The sequence below is a fragment of the Neomoorella carbonis genome, assembly GCF_045278715.1.
GTDB lineage: Bacteria > Bacillota > DSM-521 > Neomoorellales > Neomoorellaceae > Neomoorella > Neomoorella carbonis.
This window is the reverse complement of the sequence record NZ_CP136420.1, coordinates 944,890-962,905: the sequence shown is the minus strand read 5'-3', so window position 1 is coordinate 962,905 and position 18,016 is coordinate 944,890. Positions and strand designations below refer to the sequence as shown.

21 protein-coding genes are annotated in these 18,016 nt (G+C 58.1%); 4 read left to right on the top strand and 17 right to left on the bottom strand.

The window, feature by feature from the left end; genetic code table 11:
- Positions 1-19: 19 nt before the first annotated feature.
- From MCACP_RS05000 to MCACP_RS04940, 13 genes are all read right to left on the bottom strand, one after another.
- Complete coding sequence (locus MCACP_RS05000; protein ID WP_141264240.1) at positions 20-280, bottom strand: stage V sporulation protein S; 261 nt, start codon at positions 278-280, stop codon at positions 20-22.
- Between the two features lie 106 nt (positions 281-386).
- Positions 387-1,088, bottom strand: coding sequence for a ribonuclease III (rnc, locus tag MCACP_RS04995; protein WP_406678281.1), 702 nt, complete (start codon positions 1,086-1,088; stop codon positions 387-389).
- Positions 1,089-1,155: 67 nt separating this feature from the next.
- Positions 1,156-2,391 (bottom strand): beta-ketoacyl-ACP synthase II, encoded by a 1,236-nt coding sequence (gene fabF / locus MCACP_RS04990; protein WP_406678682.1) that lies wholly within the window; start codon positions 2,389-2,391, stop codon positions 1,156-1,158.
- A gap of 58 nt (positions 2,392-2,449) precedes the next feature.
- Positions 2,450-2,683 (bottom strand): acyl carrier protein, encoded by a 234-nt coding sequence (gene acpP / locus MCACP_RS04985; RefSeq protein WP_062282528.1) that lies wholly within the window; start codon positions 2,681-2,683, stop codon positions 2,450-2,452.
- Positions 2,684-2,715: 32 nt separating this feature from the next.
- Positions 2,716-3,465 carry a 3-oxoacyl-[acyl-carrier-protein] reductase gene (fabG, locus tag MCACP_RS04980; RefSeq protein WP_406678280.1) on the bottom strand — a complete coding sequence of 250 codons (750 nt, stop codon included), beginning with the start codon at positions 3,463-3,465 and terminating at the stop codon, positions 2,716-2,718.
- Position 3,466: 1 nt separating this feature from the next.
- A complete protein-coding gene (gene fabD / locus MCACP_RS04975; protein WP_406678279.1) occupies positions 3,467-4,405 on the bottom strand; it encodes an ACP S-malonyltransferase in 939 nt (312 codons plus the stop codon).
- Positions 4,406-4,428: 23 nt separating this feature from the next.
- Positions 4,429-5,367: an enoyl-[acyl-carrier-protein] reductase FabK gene (gene fabK, locus MCACP_RS04970; protein ID WP_406678278.1), complete on the bottom strand. Its 939-nt coding sequence runs from the start codon at positions 5,365-5,367 to the stop codon at positions 4,429-4,431.
- A gap of 5 nt (positions 5,368-5,372) precedes the next feature.
- On the bottom strand, positions 5,373-6,389 hold the full coding sequence (locus tag MCACP_RS04965; protein ID WP_406678276.1) for a beta-ketoacyl-ACP synthase III: 1,017 nt from the start codon (positions 6,387-6,389) through the stop codon (positions 5,373-5,375).
- On the bottom strand, positions 6,374-7,393 hold the full coding sequence (gene plsX, locus MCACP_RS04960; RefSeq protein ID WP_406678275.1) for a phosphate acyltransferase PlsX: 1,020 nt from the start codon (positions 7,391-7,393) through the stop codon (positions 6,374-6,376). Before plsX ends, MCACP_RS04965 begins: the two co-directional genes overlap by 16 nt.
- 17 nt (positions 7,394-7,410) lie before the next feature.
- Entirely contained in the window at positions 7,411-8,007 is a 597-nt protein-coding gene (fapR, locus tag MCACP_RS04955) for a transcription factor FapR (protein WP_406678274.1), read from the bottom strand.
- Between the two features lie 126 nt (positions 8,008-8,133).
- Positions 8,134-8,319: a 50S ribosomal protein L32 gene (gene rpmF / locus MCACP_RS04950; RefSeq protein ID WP_406678273.1), complete on the bottom strand. Its 186-nt coding sequence runs from the start codon at positions 8,317-8,319 to the stop codon at positions 8,134-8,136.
- Between the two features lies 1 nt (position 8,320).
- Entirely contained in the window at positions 8,321-8,866 is a 546-nt protein-coding gene (locus tag MCACP_RS04945; protein WP_406678272.1) for a YceD family protein, read from the bottom strand.
- A gap of 33 nt (positions 8,867-8,899) precedes the next feature.
- Positions 8,900-10,096, bottom strand: coding sequence for an acetate/propionate family kinase (locus MCACP_RS04940; protein WP_406678271.1), 1,197 nt, complete (start codon positions 10,094-10,096; stop codon positions 8,900-8,902).
- A 169-nt stretch (positions 10,097-10,265) separates the two neighbouring features.
- Here MCACP_RS04940 and ylbJ point away from each other — a divergent pair, with 169 nt between their 5' ends.
- Entirely contained in the window at positions 10,266-11,498 is a 1,233-nt protein-coding gene (gene ylbJ, locus MCACP_RS04935) for a sporulation integral membrane protein YlbJ (protein WP_406678270.1), read from the top strand.
- Here ylbJ and MCACP_RS04930 read toward each other — a convergent pair.
- Positions 11,483-11,998, bottom strand: coding sequence for an ATPase (locus MCACP_RS04930; RefSeq protein WP_406678269.1), 516 nt, complete (start codon positions 11,996-11,998; stop codon positions 11,483-11,485). The genes ylbJ and MCACP_RS04930 overlap by 16 nt on opposite strands.
- Entirely contained in the window at positions 11,998-12,558 is a 561-nt protein-coding gene (rsmD, locus tag MCACP_RS04925; protein WP_406678268.1) for a 16S rRNA (guanine(966)-N(2))-methyltransferase RsmD, read from the bottom strand. Before rsmD ends, MCACP_RS04930 begins: the two co-directional genes overlap by 1 nt.
- A gap of 494 nt (positions 12,559-13,052) precedes the next feature.
- Between rsmD and iorA the strand changes: the two genes are divergently transcribed.
- The 3 genes from iorA to MCACP_RS04910 are packed head-to-tail and all read left to right on the top strand — an operon-like array spanning position 13,053 to position 16,675.
- The gene (gene iorA, locus MCACP_RS04920; RefSeq protein WP_406678267.1) at positions 13,053-14,834 is read left to right on the top strand and encodes an indolepyruvate ferredoxin oxidoreductase subunit alpha; all 1,782 of its coding nucleotides are present in this window, start codon (positions 13,053-13,055) and stop codon (positions 14,832-14,834) included.
- Positions 14,835-15,413, top strand: a complete 579-nt coding sequence (locus MCACP_RS04915; protein ID WP_406678266.1) for an indolepyruvate oxidoreductase subunit beta — start codon at positions 14,835-14,837, stop codon at positions 15,411-15,413.
- 2 nt (positions 15,414-15,415) lie between these two features.
- Entirely contained in the window at positions 15,416-16,675 is a 1,260-nt protein-coding gene (locus MCACP_RS04910) for a phenylacetate--CoA ligase (RefSeq protein ID WP_406678265.1), read from the top strand.
- A 1-nt stretch (position 16,676) separates the two neighbouring features.
- On the opposite strand, the gene MCACP_RS04905 is transcribed toward MCACP_RS04910, so the two are convergent.
- On the bottom strand, positions 16,677-17,711 hold the full coding sequence (locus tag MCACP_RS04905; RefSeq protein WP_406678264.1) for a molybdopterin-binding protein: 1,035 nt from the start codon (positions 17,709-17,711) through the stop codon (positions 16,677-16,679).
- A gap of 114 nt (positions 17,712-17,825) precedes the next feature.
- Positions 17,826-18,014 (bottom strand): hypothetical protein, encoded by a 189-nt coding sequence (locus MCACP_RS04900; protein ID WP_406678263.1) that lies wholly within the window; start codon positions 18,012-18,014, stop codon positions 17,826-17,828.
- Between the last annotated feature and the right edge of the window lie 2 nt (positions 18,015-18,016).

The window sequence follows — 18,016 nt, the reverse complement described above, 5'->3', positions numbered from 1 at the left end:
GAGCAGTTTGCCGTGACCCTCAGCGGGGTTCGACAATAAATTTAATTGCGGTTCTTTCTTCACCATTAATATTAATTTCAGTAAAAGCAGGGATCATTACCAGGTCGATACCATTGGGGGCAATAAAACCCCGGGCAATGGCTATGGCCTTGACGGCCTGGTTAACGGCTCCTGCTCCAACGGCCTGGACTTCGGCCTTACCGTATTGACGGAAGACAGCTGCCAGGGCTCCAGCTACGGCTTTAGGATTGGACTGGGCCGAAACTTTTAGGACCTCCATTTCTTCCTCCTCCCTATCTTTACCGCCCTTTGAACCCATATGTTATTCGACATAAGAGCCACCAATTCCTTCCTGAAAGAATGAACTGAAAAAATTAAATTGCAAATTATTCCCGGATCTTTATTAATGCCAGGGCGGCCCGGGCGGCTTCCTGTTCGGCCTCTTTCTTGCTGTGCCCTTCGCCGGTAGCCAGGAGGCGGTTCTGGAAAAATACGCCGGCCTTATAATGCTTGGCGTGGTCCGGTCCCCATTCTTCCAAAATTTTATAGGTCACATTGTCCGGTCCCCGTTTCTGGATCAACTCCTGCAGGGCCGACTTGCTGTCAATGACGCTGGTATCTTTAAGTACCTCCAGGGCAGGGGTAAAAATCTGCAGGATAAAATCCTGAGCCGTTTTTAACCCCCCGGCCAGGTAGAGGCTCCCAATCACTGCTTCCAGGGCATCGGCCAGGTTGGAAGAGCGCTGGCGGCCCCCGCTGTTTTCTTCTCCCTGCCCCAGAAGGAGCAATTCACCCAGATCGATCTGCCGGGCAACTTTAGCAAGGCTCGCCTCACAGACAATGGCCGCCCGCATGCGGGTCAAATCCCCTTCCGGCAGGTGGGGAAATTCCCGGTAAAGATAGGTAGTAATCACCAGCCCCAGGACGGCATCACCCAGGAACTCCAGCCGCTGGTTGTCATGGGAAAGCTGGTGTTCATAGGCGTAGGTCGGATGGGTCAGGGCCGTATTTAGACTTTCCAGCCCGTCAATATCCAGGTGAAAACGGTGTAAAAACTGCTGCAGCTGTTCCCGTCTTTTGTTATCCAATTTTTTAACCCGCCTTTTATTGAAAGCCTGAGGCAAGAAGCCGGCAGTTGTCTGCCGTTAGCCCAGGCTATATTTTGCGCAGCACCACGGTGACGTTATGACCACCGAAGCCAAAGGAATTGGAAATAGCCGCCCTAACCTGCCGCTCCCTGGCTACATTGGGTACATAGTCCAGGTCGCAGTCGGGGTCGGGCTCTTCATAATTAATGGTCGGTGGGATGACACCGGTGTAAACGGTCAGAGCCGTTGCCACCAGCTCAATGGCCCCGGCAGCCCCCAGGAGATGTCCCGTCATTGACTTGGTCGAACTGACGGCAAGCCGGTACGCATGGTCACCAAAGACTTTTTTAATGGCCTGGGTTTCCTGGCGGTCGTTTAGCTCGGTAGAAGTACCGTGGGCATTGATGTAATCAATATCCGCCGGCTGTAAACCTGCATCCTGGAGGGCCAGGGCCATGGCGCGGCTGGCCGCTGCTCCATCGGGGGCCGGGGCCGTAATATGATAGGCATCGGCCGTGCAACCATAGCCGGCCACTTCCGCGTAGATGCGGGCGCCCCGGGCTGCAGCATGTTCCAGGGTTTCCAGGATCATTACCCCCGCGCCCTCGCCCAGGACAAAGCCATCCCGGCCCCGGTCAAAGGGGCGGCTGGCCTTTTCCGGCTCTTCATTGCGGGTGGACAGCGCCTTCATGGCAGCAAAGCCGGCCACGGTCAGGGGAGTTACACTGGCCTCGCTGCCACCGGTGATAATTACATCAGCATCGCCCCGCTGCAGGGTGCGGAAGGCCTCACCGATGGCATTGGCCCCGGAAGCACAGGCATTGACTACCGTAAAGTTTACCCCGCGGACACCTAAATTAATAGAGATTTGCCCGGCGGCCATATTGGCGATCATCATGGGGACAAAAAAGGGGCTGACCCGGTTGGGGCCTTTTTCCAGGAGAACCCGGGTTTGTTCTTCAAAGGTTTCCATACCACCGATACCCGTGGCAAAGATAACCCCTATCCGGTCCCGGTCCTCCTTTTCCAGGTCGAGCTTTGCGTCTTCTACCGCCATGCGGGCTGCAGCTACCGCATATTGGGTAAAACGATCCATGCGCCGGGCTTCTTTGCGATCAAAGAAGGCTCCCGGGTCAAAATCTTTTACTTCACCGGCAAAACGGACGGCCATTTCCCCGGCATCAAAGCGGGTAATGGGGCCAATGCCCGGCTGTCCCGCCACCAGGGCCTGCCAGAATTTATCTTTTCCGGTACCCACAGGGGTGATGGCTCCCAGGCCGGTTATGACGACACGCTTTTGCAAAGCTATCCCCCATTCTAAGGGGAAGTCCCGTTGAAGCACGGGACTTCCTTTTCAGGTTTTACTTGCTGGTATGTTCTTTTATATAGGCTACCGCGGCCCCTACTGTCGTCAGCTTTTCAGCATCTTCGTCGGGAATTTCCAGGTCAAATTCCTCTTCCAGGGCCATGATAAGTTCCACGATATCCAGGGAATCGGCATTTAAATCTTCAAAGGAAGTTTCCATCGTAATTTCGTCTTCCTCGACCCCGAGCTGTTCAGCCACAATAGCCCTGATCTTTTCAAAAACCTCCACTGGCCTCACCTCCTTCCCTTGGTTAAACCTGCTTACAGGGCCAGGGTTAACCCCCCGTCAACAGTAAGCACCTGACCGGTAATATACCTGGCCCCTGGCGAAGCCAGGAAAAAAATTACCTCGGCTACTTCTTCCGGCTCGCCGGGGCGCCCCAGGGGTATATGGCGGTAAAATTCTTCCCGGGCCGCCTCGTTTAAAGCCGCTGTCATTTCCGTAGTGATAAAACCCGGAGCGACGGCATTGACCAGGATGCCCCGCGAGGCCACCTCTTTAGCCAGGGCTTTGGTAAAACCGATAACCCCGGCCTTGGCTGCGGCATAATTCACCTGGCCGGCATTACCGCGCAGGCCTACGACCGAAGTCAGGTTAATAATCCGTCCCTGGCGCTGGCGGAGCATTGGCTTCAAGGCGGCCTGGCAGCAATTGAAAACTCCGGTCAGGTTGGTCTGGAGAACGGCAGCCCAGTCTTCCGGTTTCAAGCGGGCCGCCAGGTTATCCCGGGCTATACCGGCATTGTTGACCAGGATATCCAGCCGGCCAAAATGATCCAGGGCTGCCTGGATTAAATTCCTGGCCGCTTCGTAATCGCCCACATCAGCGGCAACGGCAATGGCCTGGCCACCGCCCTCCTCGATAGCGGCCACTACCTCTGCCGCCGCCTCAGCCTGGTGGACATAATTGACCACCACCCTGGCACCGGCCCTGGCCAGACGCAGGGCCGTAGCCCGGCCTATCCCCCGGGAGGCTCCGGTGACAATTGCTACCTGATCCTGCAATTCCATTTTATTTAGCCTCCTGAAGTAAAGCAAGGGTTTTATCCAGCGTCTGAATATTTTCTACCTGGCTGATGGTAGCCTGGCGGTCGATGCGCTTGATGAGCCCGCTTAAAACATTGCCCGGTCCTACTTCGATAAAAGTGCGGTAACCATCGGCCAGCAGGCGGCGGACACTCTCCTCCCAGCGCACCGGGCTGGCTACCTGCTTAATCAGATTCTCCCTGACCTGGGCTGCTGTGTAAACATAGCCGGCCGTTACATTGCTTACCAGGGGCACCAGGGGATCGGCCAGGGGAACCTGGTTTAAAACAGCAGCCAGTTCCCGGGCTGCCGGTGCCATCAGGCTGGAATGGAAGGGGCCGCTCACCTGGAGGGGTACTACCCTTTTAGCTCCTGCTTCTTTAGCCAGGGAAGATAGGGCCGCAAGCCCCTCGCGGTCACCGGCAACTACCACCTGTCCCGGGGCGTTGAAGTTTGCCGCTTCGGCTATGCCTTCCTTTACCTCCCGGCAGAGAGCGGCTACTTTTTCTGCTTCCAGGCCCAGCACGGCCACCATACCGCCCCGGCCTGCCGGTACAGCCGTGGCCATTAGCTGCGCCCGTTTGGCCACCAGCTTGACTGCTTCGCTAAAGGTAAGGCTGCCGGCTGCCACCAGGGCGCTGTACTCCCCCAGGCTGTGGCCGGCTACTGCCCCGGGCCTGAGCCCGTGGGCCTCCAGGACGCGGTAGCAGGCAATGCTTACCGTCAGCACTGCCGGCTGGGTATTTTCCGTCCGGGTGAGTTCTTCCGCCGGCCCTGTAAAGCAGAGTTTATCCACCGGCCACCCCAGAGCGGCTTCAGCTTCTTGAAAGACGGCAGCTGCCTCAGGATACCGTTCGGCCAGCTCCTGCCCCATACCTACATACTGGGACCCCTGGCCGGGGAAGACAAAGACTATGCCTGACATAAAGAACTCCTCCGAAGATATTTTTACCTCACCAGCTTGCCGAGGCGGGAGATGATCGCTTCTGCTTCAGCCATTACTTCTTCAATTATCGCCGCTGCGGGTTTGATTTCCCGCACCAGGGCCGCACTCTGGCCGGCCATGAGGGAGCCGTACTCCACATCGCCTTCGACCGCCGCCCGAAGCTTGCCGGCACCCAGGCGGTCCATCTCTTCCCAGGAGGCACCCCGGGCGGCCAGCTCTTCAAACTGCCGGGTTAATTTATTTTTCAGCACCCGGACATAGTGCCCCGGCATGCCGGTAACGACGGCGTCCCGGTCCCCGGCCTTTAAGACAGCCTCTTTATAATTAGGATGGACGGTACACTCCTCGGCGCAGATAAAGCGGGTCCCCATCTGTACGCCGGCCGCCCCCAGGGCCAGGGCTGCCGCCAGGCCGCGGCCGTCGGCAATCCCGCCGGCGGCAATTACGGGAATATGTACAGCATCAACAATCTGGGGCACCAGAGGCATGGTGGCGATTTCCCCGATATGGCCGCCGCACTCCATACCTTCGGCTACCAGGGCATCCACCCCCAGCCGTTCCAGCCTTTTCGCCAGGGCCACGGAAGCTACTACCGGGATTACTTTAACGCCGGCGGCCTTTAATTTGGGCAGGTGTTTGCCGGGATTGCCGGCACCGGTTGTAACCACCGGCACCTTTTCGGCGCAGACCAGATCAATGAGTTCTTCCACATAGGGTGACATATAGTAAATATTAACACCGAAGGGGCGGTCTGTCCGTTCCCGCACCTTGCGAATCTCCTGGCGTACTGCTTCCGGCGGCGCATTGCCGGCACCAATAATCCCCAGACCACCGGCCGCGGAAACTGCTGCCGCCAGCTCGCCGGTAGCTACCCAGGCCATGCCGCCCTGGATAATAGGATAGGTAATCCCCAGGAGATCGCAAAGGGCAGTCCGCAGCATAAAACTCAACTCCTTTCCGGGCTTGTCAGGCTCCAACTCAATACGGCGGCCCCCCACGTGAGGCCGGCGCCAAAGGCCACCAGCACTACTTTATCGCCGCGCTTTAGCCTGCCTTCCCGGCAGGCTTCATCCAGGGCCACCGGGATGGAAGCGCTGGACATATTACCATAACGGTCTAGATTGACGTAAACCTTCTCCCGCGCCAGGCCCAGGCGTTTGGTGGCTGCTTCGATAATGCGCATGTTGGCCTGGTGGGGAATTAAAAAGTCTACCTCTTCTTTTCTTAAACCCGCCTGCTCCAGGGCCTTCAGGGAAGCCTCTCCCATGACCCGTACAGCAAATTTGAACACTTCCGGCCCGTTCATATGGATGGTATGCAGATGCTTCTCGACGGTACTGGAATTGGCCGGCAGGCGCGATCCTCCCGCCGGGAGGGTGAGAAGGGAACCCCCGCCACCATCGGCTCCCAGGTGCAGGCCCAGGATGCCTTCCCCCGGAGGCACGGCCCGGAGGACAACAGCGCCGGCGCCGTCCCCAAAGAGGACGCAGGTACTGCGGTCCTGCCAGTTGATAATCTTACTCAGAATCTCGACACCGATCACCAGGGCCGTCTGGTAAACCCCGGTAGCTATAAACTGGCTGGCGGCTGCCAGGGCATAGATAAAACCGCTGCAGCCGGCTGAAAGGTCAAAGGCGGCGCCGCCCTTAACTCCCAGGCGCTCCTGAACCAGGCAGGCCGTAGCCGGAAAAAGGGTATCAGGAGTTACGGTAGCAACAATAATTAAATCCACAGCTTCTGCCGGTAGCCCGGCCATGGCCAGGGCTCTTGCCGCCGCCGGGACGGCCAGGTCGGAAGCAGCTGTATCCTGATCTGCTATCCGCCGTTCCCGGATACCGGTCCGGGTGCGAATCCATTCATCGCTTGTATCCACCATCTGCTCCAGTTCGGTATTGGTCAGGACGCGTTCCGGCAGGCAGGACCCCGTCCCGACAATACCGACGGGCCTTAATAGGGCTGGCATTTAACTACCTCCCCGTCACCGCTCAAACCCGGTAACTGCCCCAAACCTGTTACCAGTCCCTGTTCGACACAGCGAACGGCGACCTTAATGGCGTTTTTTATGGCCCGGGCGTTGGAACTACCGTGGCAGATGATGCTAACGCCCTGGACGCCCAGGAGGGGAGCACCGCCGTATTCGGTATAATCCACTTGTTTTTTCAAGCCTCGTAAAGCAGGTAATACCAGAGCCGCCCCGAGCCTGGCCCGGAAGCTGTTTTTAATTTCCCGACCGATCATGGTAAAGAGGGCCTGGGCCATCCCTTCACCAAATTTCAACAGAACATTACCTACAAACCCGTCGCAGACGATGACATCCGTGTCGCCGGCTAAAATATCCCGGCCTTCAATATTGCCGATAAAATTTAAGGGCGCATCCTTTAACAGGTTATAAGCTCCCAGGGTCTGTTCATTTCCCTTGCAAGCTTCGGTGCCGATATTGAGCATTCCCACCCGGGGCTCGCGGATACCCATTACCCTGGCCGCATAAACATTGCCCATTAAAGCAAACTCATAGAGGTGTTCGGGCCGGCAGTCGACATTCGCCCCGGCGTCGAGTAAAAGTTTGGGCCCTTTTAGGGTAGGGATAATGGTGGCAATGGCCGGTCGCTGGATTTTGCCGCTGCGGCCTAAAATCAGGAGGGCTGCTGCCATCTGGGCCCCGGTACTGCCCGCCGAAACAACGGCTGCCGCCCGCCCTTCTTTGACCAGACGGGTAGCGACTATTATTGATGCTTCCCGCTTGCGCCGCAGCGCCAGGGCCGGCTGTTCATCCATGGCCACAACCTGTTCGGTATGGACAATTTCTAAATTGGCGGGGGGATGTAAGGGGTTAAGTTCCGGTTCCAACCGCCTTTTATCTCCTACCAGGATAATATCGGCTATCTTTTCCCTGGCAGCGGCCACCGCTCCCCGGACAATTTCCCCGGGAGCATGATCGCCCCCCATAGCATCAACGGCTATTTGCAATCAGTCCCGCCTCCGTATTAGATTGTCGGCGCCTCACGCTGGCTTCCTTTTATATTCTCCGGAGTTATAATTATAAACTGGCCTTTAAAGACAATCTCCCCATTAACCCGGGAATGAACTGATACCAGGCAGGTTGAATCCTTTTTAACCTTGACCATGGCCCTGGCAATAACCCTCTCGCCGGCATATACCGGCCGCCGGTAGCGCACCCTGGCGCTGCTGGTAAGGACGACCTCGGCTCCGGCAGTCGCCAGGGCCAGGGAATGGGCCTGGGCAAAAAGATAATGGCCGCGGGCAACGCCGGCCGGCTGAACCAGCATCTGGGGGGTGACCTCCAGGATAGAAATGCCCATTATTCCCGGTTGCAGTTCCACCAGATCACCCACCAGCTCTTCCGCCGTCACCCCCCGCATCCGCGACCTGGCTTCCCGGGCCATGGCCATGATGCGCTCCCGGACCTCGGGGATCCCCAGGGCCAGGCGGTCCAGGCGTATGGTGGGTATGCTGACTTTAAATTTTTCCGCCAGCTCTTCATCGGTGGCGAAAGGGTTGTTGCGCAGGTAGCGGCGCAGGGCCTCCTGGCGCTCTTCCTTGTTGCCTTTCCGGCGTACCAAAAATCTCACCTCATACCTGGTACCAAATAATATTACCAGGCCATAGTATTAGTATAATGGTTATGGCAGATTTATGCAAGCAAAAAAAAGCCGGCAATAACTGCCGGCTGCCGTTTATCAAAAATTTTATTGCTCTGCTGCTTTGATAACTTCCCGCCCCTTGTAGTAACCACACCTGGGGCAGACCCGGTGGTTGAGCTTTAACTGATGACACTGGGGACATTCCACCAAGGAGGGAGGGGTCATCTGGCTCCAGATGGAGCGGCGCTTATTTTTCCGGGCCTTGGAAACTCTTCTTTTCGGTACTCCCAAGCTAGTTCTCTCCTTCCCTTTTACGTAGCAATTCTCCTAATACAGCCAGACGCGGGTCAACTGGCCGGGTATCGCACTGGCACTGTCCCTCATTTAAATTCTGGCCGCAATGGGGACACAGGCCCCGGCATATTTCCCGGCAAAGCCATTTCATGGGCAGCGCCAGGATAAGGGCTTCTTCTACCGCCGGCTTTAAGTCGATAAAATCTCCTTCCAGGGGCCGCACTTCAACAGGCTCCCCTTCTTCCCCAGCCACGGTTTGAGCTGCGGCCGCCCCGGCATATTCTTCTTCCAGGGCTGCCACTATAGGATACCTGTACTTTTCCAGGCAGCGATCACAGGTTAATTCCAGGGTGGTGGCTACCTGTCCTTTAACAAGCAGGATCTTCCCGGTATTGGTAACCGTACCGCCCACACGTACCGGAGATACGATAGGTATGTTGCCGGTAGCCGTAGCTAAATAGGACCACTTTTCCTGGGCTTTAAATTCGAGTTCGTCGCCCGGCCTGGCTTTTAAATCGCTGACGCCAATTTTCACCACATTCACCGTGTAGATTATACCGGAAAGGCCGGCCGGGTGTCAACCGGCCTGGACAAGGGCCATGGTTTCTCGGGCGATCATTAATTCTTCGTTGGTGGGAATAACAAAGGTGCGTACCCTGGCCCCGGGGGCGGTAATATCCCTTTCCTGGCCCCGGACCTGGTTTTCTTCGGGATCGATCTTGATCCCCAGGTAATCCATATCCCGGCAGATGGCTTCCCGGACCGCAGGAGAATTTTCTCCCAACCCGGCCGTAAACACCAGGACATCAAGGCCGTTTAAAACAGCCGCATAGGCGCCAATGTATTTTTTCGCGGTGTGGACAAAGATATCCCACGCCAGGCGAGCACGCTCATTGCCGGCGGCCATGGCGGCTTCAATATCCCGGAAATCGCTGCTCACCCCGGAAACTCCCAGCACACCTGACTGGCGGTTCATGAGGTTGTCCATTTCAGCCGGCGTAAAACCTTCCTTTTCCATGAGGAAGGTAACAATGGCCGGGTCAATATCGCCGCAGCGGGTACCCATGGTCAGGCCCGCCAGGGGAGTAAAGCCCATGCTGGTATCCCACGATTTGCCATCTTTGATAGCGGTAATACTGGAGCCGTTACCGAGGTGGCAGGTAATTACTTTTAATTCTGCCAGCGGCCTACCAACCAGGTCAGCAGCCCTCAGGGCAACATACTGGTGGGAAGTACCATGGGCACCGTAACGACGAATCAAGTATTTCTGGCAGAGCTCGTAAGGTAAACTGTAGGTATAGGCATAATCAGGCATGCTCTGATGAAACGCAGTATCAAAAACCGTTACCTGGGGAGTATGAGGCAAAATAGCTTCACAGGCTTCAATCCCCCGGAGGGCCGGACCATTATGTAATGGTGCCAGCGCTTCTAATTCGCCAATGGCTTTTTTCGTGGAAGCATCAACCAGGACGGAATGGGGAAAGGTACCACCGTGAACAATCCGGTGCCCCACTGCCCCTATTTCGTTATAATCCTTTATGACGCCATATTGAGGATCGGTTAAAGCTTCCAAGCAAAGGCGTATGGCCACCTTGTGATCAGGAATCTCTGCTTCACGCACCAGTTTATCTTTACCGGCCGGACGGTGGGTCAGCACTGAACCGGGTATACCGATCCTTTCCACGAGCCCCCGGGCCAGGACCCGCTCATGGGCCATATCGAAAAGCTGGTATTTAACTGAAGAACTACCACAGTTTAAGACTAAAATCTTCATATATTAGTACCTCCTGTATATATTTGCCACTAACTACATATAGTACTTTTTGTCTGGGAAAAGTCAATACCATTGTTAATGTGTTCACAATTGTTTTAGTTTCTGCCAACAAGTTTACTTCTAAAATACCGGCTGCCGCGTATATTGCATAACAGGATGTCCCTTCGAGGTGACCCCCGTGCGCCACCAGGTACTTATCATTACCAGGGGCCTGGGACCCATCCTGACCGCCGTCGCCGTGACGGTCCTGGCCCTGGCCATTATCTTATTCCCCCAGCCGGTTTTCCAGGCGGCTCTGCGCGGCCTTAAGGCCTGGTGGGAAATTGTCGTTCCGGCTCTGCTTCCTTTCTTTATAATATCCCAGCTTTTTATGGGCCTTGGCATAGTTCATTTCCTGGGCGTACTCCTGGAACCGGTTATGCGGCCCCTTTTTAATGTACCGGGAAGCGGCGCCTTTGTCATGGCTATGGGGTACACTTCCGGTTCCCCCATCAGTGCCATGCTTACAGCCCAATTGCGCCAGCAGGGCCTGGTTACCAGGGTTGAGGGGGAAAGGTTAATTTGCTTTACCAACAACGCCAGCCCCCTCTTTATGCTGGGAGCCGTAGCTGTAGGCATGCTCGATAACCCGGCTCTGGGCCCAGTCCTGGCCGGCGCCCATTACGGGGCCAACTTCTGCCTGGGTATATTGTTTCGCTTTTATGGTTTCCGCCAACCGGCCTCACCCCCGGCAAGCTACCCCCTCCTGGCTTTACCCCGGCGGGCCTGGCAGGCTATGCTCCAGGCCCAGCAGAGAGACGGTCGCCCCCTGGGCCAGCTCCTGGGGGATGCCGTCAACCGTTCCTTCCTGACCCTGATTACCATCGGCGGTTTTATTATCTTATTTAGCGTCATCATCCAGGTGGCAACCATCCTGGGCCTGCTGGAACCACTGGCCAGGCTCCTCCTTTCTGTCGGCCATCCGTTCGGTTTAAGCCGCGAGGCATCCCTGGCCATGGCCGCCGGCCTTTTTGAAATGACCATGGGCGCCAAATTTGCCAGCGAAGCAGCCATCCCGATAACCGAGCAGCTGGTGACTATCAGCCTCATTATGGGCTGGGCCGGGCTCTCTATACTCGGCCAGGTGGCGGCCATGGTCAGCCAAACTGATTTACGCCTGGGGCCCTTTATCGTCGCCCGCCTCCTCCACGGCTTCCTCGCTGCCGTGCTGGTCCGGCTCTGCCAGGGGCCGGCCCGGCCCGTCCTGCTCTTGCTGGCCCCGGAAATAGCCCTGGTCCCCAGGGCGCCATGGTTTACATTATGGTTACATTATACAGGGTTTGCCTTTATCCTGATGACCATCCTTTTTCTCCTGGCCGGACTGGGATTAAGCGCCCGCTACTTCCTCTACCGGCGGTCCTGATGCTCCGTTTTTTCCGGTGCCGTTGCTGCCGCTTCCCGGCCCGCACTTCCCCCAGACGGATAGGCCTGGAGTTCCTGGCGGCCCTGGCGCACCTGGGTGAGGGCCTGATTTAAGCTCGCCTCCAGCTGGCCCAGAAGGCCATCGGCATAACTTAAAGCCCCGGACTTCATTTCTTCCGCCAGGTGCTGAGCGCGGGCTATAATTTCGGTGGCCTGGGCCCTGGCTTTTCGGACCAGCTCGTTTTCCCCGGCCATCATTTCTGCCCGCTTCTCCGCTTCGGCCAGAAGGCTCTGGGCCTTCAGGCGGGCTTCTTCCAGCAAACGCTCCTTCTCCTGGCGTATCCACTGGGCCTGGCGTACTTCCTCGGGCAATGCCGTCCGCAACCGGTCCAGGTAATCAAGGAACAGGTCGCCGTCAAGGAAAACCCTGCCTGTCAGGGGAATATGGGGACTCTTTTCGATCAATTTTTCCATTTCCTCAATCAGGGTCATGAACTCCATCAGCAAGCCCTCCTGCCCTTTGTTTGATAGAAATTTAAAGCTGTATCACCATAAACCCTCCTGGCCATCAATACCATATCGGCGATCTCCGGTGCCGCTTCAGAAGTTGCCGTTTCCAGGACAGCCAGGCCATCCGGTGACAGCAAAGGAACAACTGCCGGCAAGATTATATCACCCCACCCCTCGTGGTAAGGTGGATCGATATAAATTAGGTCGAAGGCCAGGTCTCGCCCGCTCAATTCCGCCAGGGCCCGGCGGGCATCGGCGGCTATGATTTGAGCCTTATCTTTAAAGCCAGTTGCGGCCAGGTTGGCGTTCAGGCAAGCCAGGGCCTGGCGGTTATTTTCCACGAAAACGGCCTCCCTGGCTCCACGGCTCAAAGCTTCCAACCCCACCGCCCCCGATCCGGCAAAAAGATCCAGGAAGAGGCTGTCAATAACCCGTGCTCCCAGGATATTGAACATGGCCTCCCGTACCCGGTCACTGGTCGGGCGAGTATGGCGGCCCTTTGGGGTAAGTAAACGGCGACCGCGGGCCTGGCCGGCAATTATTCTTAACATAAAATCCCCTCACTGCAGTTATTATAGCATGAAATGCCCCTTTACCTTCCACTATCCAGCTTGCTATGTAAAAAATTTTTCCTGGATATGTATAAACTTTCCCGCCGGCAGTCATAATATTAACTGGTAAATCTGATTTCCAGATTTACCATGAAGAGCTTAGGGTTATTTTATTAACCCTCCCCCATGAGCTCTTCCTCCGGTTTCTCCTCTCCCAAGCCGCCGGTTACCCACCGGCGGCCGAACTCTGGCCGTTCCTCTCGGAACGGCATTTTTTTGTCCCCAGCTCCCCTCCCGGTTCGTCGTCATAAAGCAGGCTGAAATTTCGGCTGGACCGCCGCCAGGCGATATGCTATACTTTTTTTAAACAATTTTTTAAGCTGGGAGCTTAGTTCAGCCTGATCAGCCTAGCAGAGCCGAGGATAGCTGGCAAGCTATAACCGGGCTGCGGCCCGGTTTTTTGTGCCTTTTAGTCTCCAAAGGAGAGAGAAACCATGCCAGTATTGCTCATGGGTAATGAAGCCATCGCCCGGGGAGCCCTGGAGGCCGGCATCCGGGTGGCTACTTCTTATCCCGGCACCCCGGCTTCCGAAATAATGGCTACGCTGATGCATTTCGGCCCGGAAGCAGGAGTGTACACCGAATGGTCGGTCAATGAGAAGGTCGCCGTGGAAATTGCCGCCGGGGCTGCCTATGCCGGCGCCCGGGCCCTGGTGAGCATGAAGCAGATGGGCCTAAACGTCGCTGCCGATGCCGTCATGAGCCTGGCCTACATCGGTGTCAAAGGCGGCCTGGTTCTGGTGGTTGCCGACGATCCCGGCCCCCACAGTTCCCAGACGGAGCAGGACACGCGCCTATTCGCCCGCTTCGCCAAGCTGCCCGTCCTGGACCCCTCCTGTCCCCGGGAAGCTTATGCAATGACTAAATACGCCTTCACCCTTTCAGAAACCTTAAACCTCCCCGTCATCGTCCGCCCCACTACCCGCGTCAGCCACGCCTGCCAGGAAGTGGAGGTGGGTACCATCCAGCCGCGGCCGCCGGTGCCGGGGTTTGTTAAAGATCCCCGCTGGGTCATCATGCCGTCCCTGGCGGCCCGCCAGCATGTCTGGTTGAATAAACAGCAGGACCGGGCGCGGGCCGAGTTTGCGGCCAGCCCCTTTAATGCCGCTCAACTGGAAGGCCCTGTGGGGGTCATTGCCGGCGGCCCTTCTTACTTTTACGTTACCGAAGCGCTGAAACGCCTGGGAGTAAAACTATCCCTGCTAAAAATCGGCACCCCCTACCCCCTGCCGGAAGAACCGGTAAAAGACTTTTTAAGCCGCATGGAAAGGGTCCTCATCGTCGAAGAGCAGGAGCCGGTTGTCGAAGACCAGGTCATCAGCCTGGCCTGGCGCCACCGCCTCCCGGTAGAACTGTCTGGCAAACATGATGGCTACCTGCCCCGGGAAGGCGAATTTAACGTCGGCAGGGTAGCCGCAGCCCTGGTCCGCTTCTTAAAGCTGGAGCAGGAAAACCCGGCCCCCGGCCTCCCGGCGCTGCCGCCTTTACCGGCGCGGCCGCCCCTTTTCTGCGCCGGTTGCCCCCACCGGGGCTCCTTCTATGCCTTTAAACAGGCGGCCCGGAATCAGGAAGTAATTTTTACCGGTGACATCGGCTGCTATACCCTGGGAGCAGCGCCACCCTTAAGCGCTATGGATACCTGCCTGTGCATGGGAGCAAGTTTAGGCCTGGCCCAGGGCCTGGTCCGGGTCCAGCCCGGCACCAGGCTGGTAGCCTTTATCGGGGATTCGACCTTTTTCCACGCCGGCCTGCCGCCCCTGGTCAATGCCGTCCACCAGCAGACACCCCTGGTAGTCGTCGTGCTCGACAATGAGACCACCGCCATGACCGGGCACCAGTCACACCCGGGACTGGCCGCCGGCACCGGGCAGCGGGCCGTTGATATCGCCCGGGTGGCCCGGGCCTGCGGTGTAGAAACAGTCCTCACCGCCGATCCCCTGGACCTGGAGGCCGCCATGGCAGTTGCCCGCCAGGCCCTGGCTGCTCCCGGACCGGCGGTGGTGATCCTCCGTCACCCCTGCCCCCAGATAGCCAGACCTGCCACCCGCTACCGGGTCAATGCCGACGCCTGCACCGGCTGCCGTACCTGTATTGACGAACTGGGCTGCCCGGCCCTGGTACCGGCTGACGGCGCAGTAATGATTAATCCTACCTGTACCGGGTGCGGTCTCTGTGCCCAAGTATGCCCGGCGGCAGCCATGGAGGAGGTGGTCTAGATGGATATTCTCATTGCCGGTGTGGGCGGTCAGGGGATAATCCTCGCCTCCCGGGCCCTTGCCTCGGCTGCCGTTACAGCGGGCCTGCCGGTACGTACGGCCGAGACCATTGGCATGGCCCAGCGGGAGGGCAGTGTCGTCAGCCATGTCCGCCTGGGGGTGTCGGAGGCCGGCCCCCTCATCCCCTACGGCGCCGCCGACATCCTCCTGGCCCTGGAGCCGGCCGAGGCCTGCCGCAACTTAAAGTATTTACGCCCCGGCGGCAGAGCCCTGGTCTCTACGGCACCGGTAATACCGGTCCTGGCCGCCCTGGGGAGCAGCCCCTATCCCCTGGAGGATATCCTGGCCTACCTGCAAAGCAACCTGCCCGGCTGCCGCTGCCTGGATGCCCTGGCCCTGGCCAGAGAAGCCGGCAGCCCCAGGACTTTAAACCTGGTCATGCTTGGTGCCCTCGCGAACTTCGGTTTACCCTTCCCCGCCGATATTCTGCTGGCCGAAGCATTAAAGCTCCTGCCGGCCAGCGTCCATGACATGAACCGCCGCGCCTTTGAACTGGGCCGGCGCGCCCTGGAGGTGTAATTATGGGGCAATTTGATTACGAAAAACTCTACCGGCAGCAGGCTCCGGCCCTGCAAGCCCTGGTACAGCGCCTTTTTGACAGCTCACCCTATTACCGCGCAAAACTTACGGCCGCCGGGATCAGGCCGGGAGATATCAGAACTGTAACCGACCTGGCGGCGGTCCCCCTGACCGATAAATGGGAGCTGCGCAACGGCAAGCCCCTGGAACTGATGGCCGTTCCGGAAGAAAAAGTCGTCCGGATTCATTCCTCATCAGGAACCACCGGTAAGCCCATTATCATTCCCTACACCGCCGGTGACGTGGCTGCCTGGGCGGAAATGATGGCCCGCTGTTTCGCCCTGGCCGGGGTTACCAACCGCGACCGGGTGCAGATCACCCCCGGCTACGGCCTCTGGACGGCAGGCATCGGTTTCCAGGCCGGGGTCGAGTATCTGGGCGCCATGGCCATTCCCACCGGTGCCGGCAATACGGAAAAACAGCTGGAAATGCTGGTCGACCTCCAGGCCACCGTCCTGACGGCAACCGCTTCCTATGCCCTTTTCCTGGGCGAAGAAATCGAGCGCCGGGGCCTGAAGGACCGGCTGGCCCTGCGGGTTGGCCTCCTCGGTTCCGAACGCTGGGGCGAAAAAATGCGCCGGCGCATCGAAGAGCTCCTGGGGATTGAAACCTTTGACATATACGGGCTTACGGAAATATACGGCCCCGGCATCGGCCTCGACTGCCCGGCCCACGAAGGGATCCACATCTGGACCGATCACCTGCTGCTGGAGATTATTGACCCGGCAACGGGCAAGCAGCTGCCGCCTGGCGAAACGGGAGAACTGGTCATCACCACCCTGACCAAGGAAGGCATGCCTTTACTGCGCTACCGCACCCACGACCTTACCTGCTTGAAGGTGGAAGCTTGTTCCTGCGGCTCGCCCTTCCCCATGATCGAGCGCGTACTGGGACGGACCGATGACATGGTTAAAATTAAGGGCGTCAATATATATCCGGGCCAGGTCGACCATGTCCTGCACCTCACGCCGGGGGCCGGCAGCGAATACCAGCTCATCTTGACTCGTGAGCAGGGCAAGGACCGGCTGCTGGTAAAGATCGAGTACCTCCCCGGCCATGAGGGCGATGCCGTTGCCGCCGAGTGCCGGCGCCAGATTAAAAACCGCATCGGCGTCCTGGCCGACGTGGAGGCGGTACCTTTAGGGACCTTGCCCCGCAGCGAAAAGAAAACCCGGCGCGTCTACGATTACCGGGAGAATTGATTTACCCTTTACCGAAGGAACAGGCCGGGTAGCGGCATTCCGGGCAGCCCTGGCAGAGGCCCCCGGCCGCCAGCCCGGCTATATCTTTGCGCTGCAGCCGTTCCCCCGTTAAAACCCGGGGCAGGACCAGGTCAAAGATGGTGGCCCGGTAATACATGACACATCCCGGCAGGCCCATAACAGGCACCTCCCCCAGGTAGGCCAGCATGAACATGGCTCCCGGCAGCACCGGGGCGCCGTAGGTGACGACTTCCGCGCCGCTGCGGCGGATCCCTTCCGGCGTCACGTCGTCGGGATCAACCGACATGCCCCCCGTCAGCACCACCATTTCCATGCCGGCAGTTAACATGGCGGCGATGGCCCGGCGGATCGCCTCAGCGTCATCAGGTACGATCTCTTCCCTCTCTACTTCTGAGCCATAACTGGCAATCTTGGCCCGGACCACCGGGCCAAAAGCGTCTTTTACCCGCCCTTTGTAAACCTCACTGCCGGTGGTAATCAAGCCTACCCGCAACCGGCGGTAGGGGGCTATGCGGACGATTCCGCCGGCCTGGCGGCAAATGGCTTCTACCCTTTCAATCACCGCCCGCGGCGCCAGCAGGGGGATCAGCCTGGTGCCGGCCACCACCTGGCCTGCCGTAACCGGGTAATTGTTGTGCAGGGTGGCCAGGACGATTTCCGCCCCTTCATTAACTTGCTGCAGGGCCGGGAGGTTTACCTTCAACAGGCCGTTCCTGGCAGCGATAAGGTTTACCTTGCCTTCCTGGGGCTCGCTAAATTTGAGGCCGTGATCGCCGTCGCCGGCTGCCGCCCGGGCCAGGCGGATGGCGGCCTCGTCTTCGTGCACCTCGTCCGGCCCCAGGGTCAGGACATAAAGGTGCTCCTTGCCCATTTGCAGCAGTTCGGGTATATCTTCCGGCTGAATAATATGTCCTTTCTTAAATCGTCTTCCCTTGAACTCGCCGGGGACGATTTTGGTCAGGTCGTGGGCCAGGACCGTCCCCACGCTGTCTTCCACCCGGACCTTCCGGAGCATCTTCCCTACCTCCTCCAGGTTATAATTCGACATACTTAAACAAAAGCCTGCCGGCTTAAAGTTAAATTTGATAAGAAACAGCAAGGGTCACCGGTAATTCACCGGTGACCCTTGCTATATCAGGCGGATGGCCTGCCGGTCACAGGCCAGCAGGCAGCGACCGCAGCCCAGGCAGGTAGGGCCAATAAACCAGGGTTCGCTCTCCTCTTCGCGCAGGAAGGATTTAGTAGGGCAGGCGCTCATGGCCCGGCAATCGGCCCGGCCGTCGCAAATGCTGGCATCAATAAAGGCTTGGCGGGCCATGT

Coding starts and splice junctions, on each gene's coding strand:
- MCACP_RS05000 (WP_141264240.1), bottom strand. CDS start 280: ATGGAGGTCCTAAAAGTTTCGGCCCAGTCCAATCCTAAAGCCGTAGCT.
- fabG (WP_406678280.1), bottom strand. CDS start 3,465: ATGGAATTGCAGGATCAGGTAGCAATTGTCACCGGAGCCTCCCGGGGG.
- fabD (WP_406678279.1), bottom strand. CDS start 4,405: ATGTCAGGCATAGTCTTTGTCTTCCCCGGCCAGGGGTCCCAGTATGTA.
- fabK (WP_406678278.1), bottom strand. CDS start 5,367: ATGCTGCGGACTGCCCTTTGCGATCTCCTGGGGATTACCTATCCTATT.
- MCACP_RS04965 (WP_406678276.1), bottom strand. CDS start 6,389: ATGCCAGCCCTATTAAGGCCCGTCGGTATTGTCGGGACGGGGTCCTGC.
- MCACP_RS04940 (WP_406678271.1), bottom strand. CDS start 10,096: ATGAAGATTTTAGTCTTAAACTGTGGTAGTTCTTCAGTTAAATACCAG.
- MCACP_RS04930 (WP_406678269.1), bottom strand. CDS start 11,998: ATGGAGTTCATGACCCTGATTGAGGAAATGGAAAAATTGATCGAAAAG.
- rsmD (WP_406678268.1), bottom strand. CDS start 12,558: ATGTTAAGAATAATTGCCGGCCAGGCCCGCGGTCGCCGTTTACTTACC.
- iorA (WP_406678267.1), top strand. CDS start 13,053: ATGCCAGTATTGCTCATGGGTAATGAAGCCATCGCCCGGGGAGCCCTG.
- MCACP_RS04915 (WP_406678266.1), top strand. CDS start 14,835: ATGGATATTCTCATTGCCGGTGTGGGCGGTCAGGGGATAATCCTCGCC.
- MCACP_RS04910 (WP_406678265.1), top strand. CDS start 15,416: ATGGGGCAATTTGATTACGAAAAACTCTACCGGCAGCAGGCTCCGGCC.
- MCACP_RS04905 (WP_406678264.1), bottom strand. CDS start 17,711: ATGCTCCGGAAGGTCCGGGTGGAAGACAGCGTGGGGACGGTCCTGGCC.
- MCACP_RS04900 (WP_406678263.1), bottom strand. CDS start 18,014: ATGGCCCGCCAAGCCTTTATTGATGCCAGCATTTGCGACGGCCGGGCC.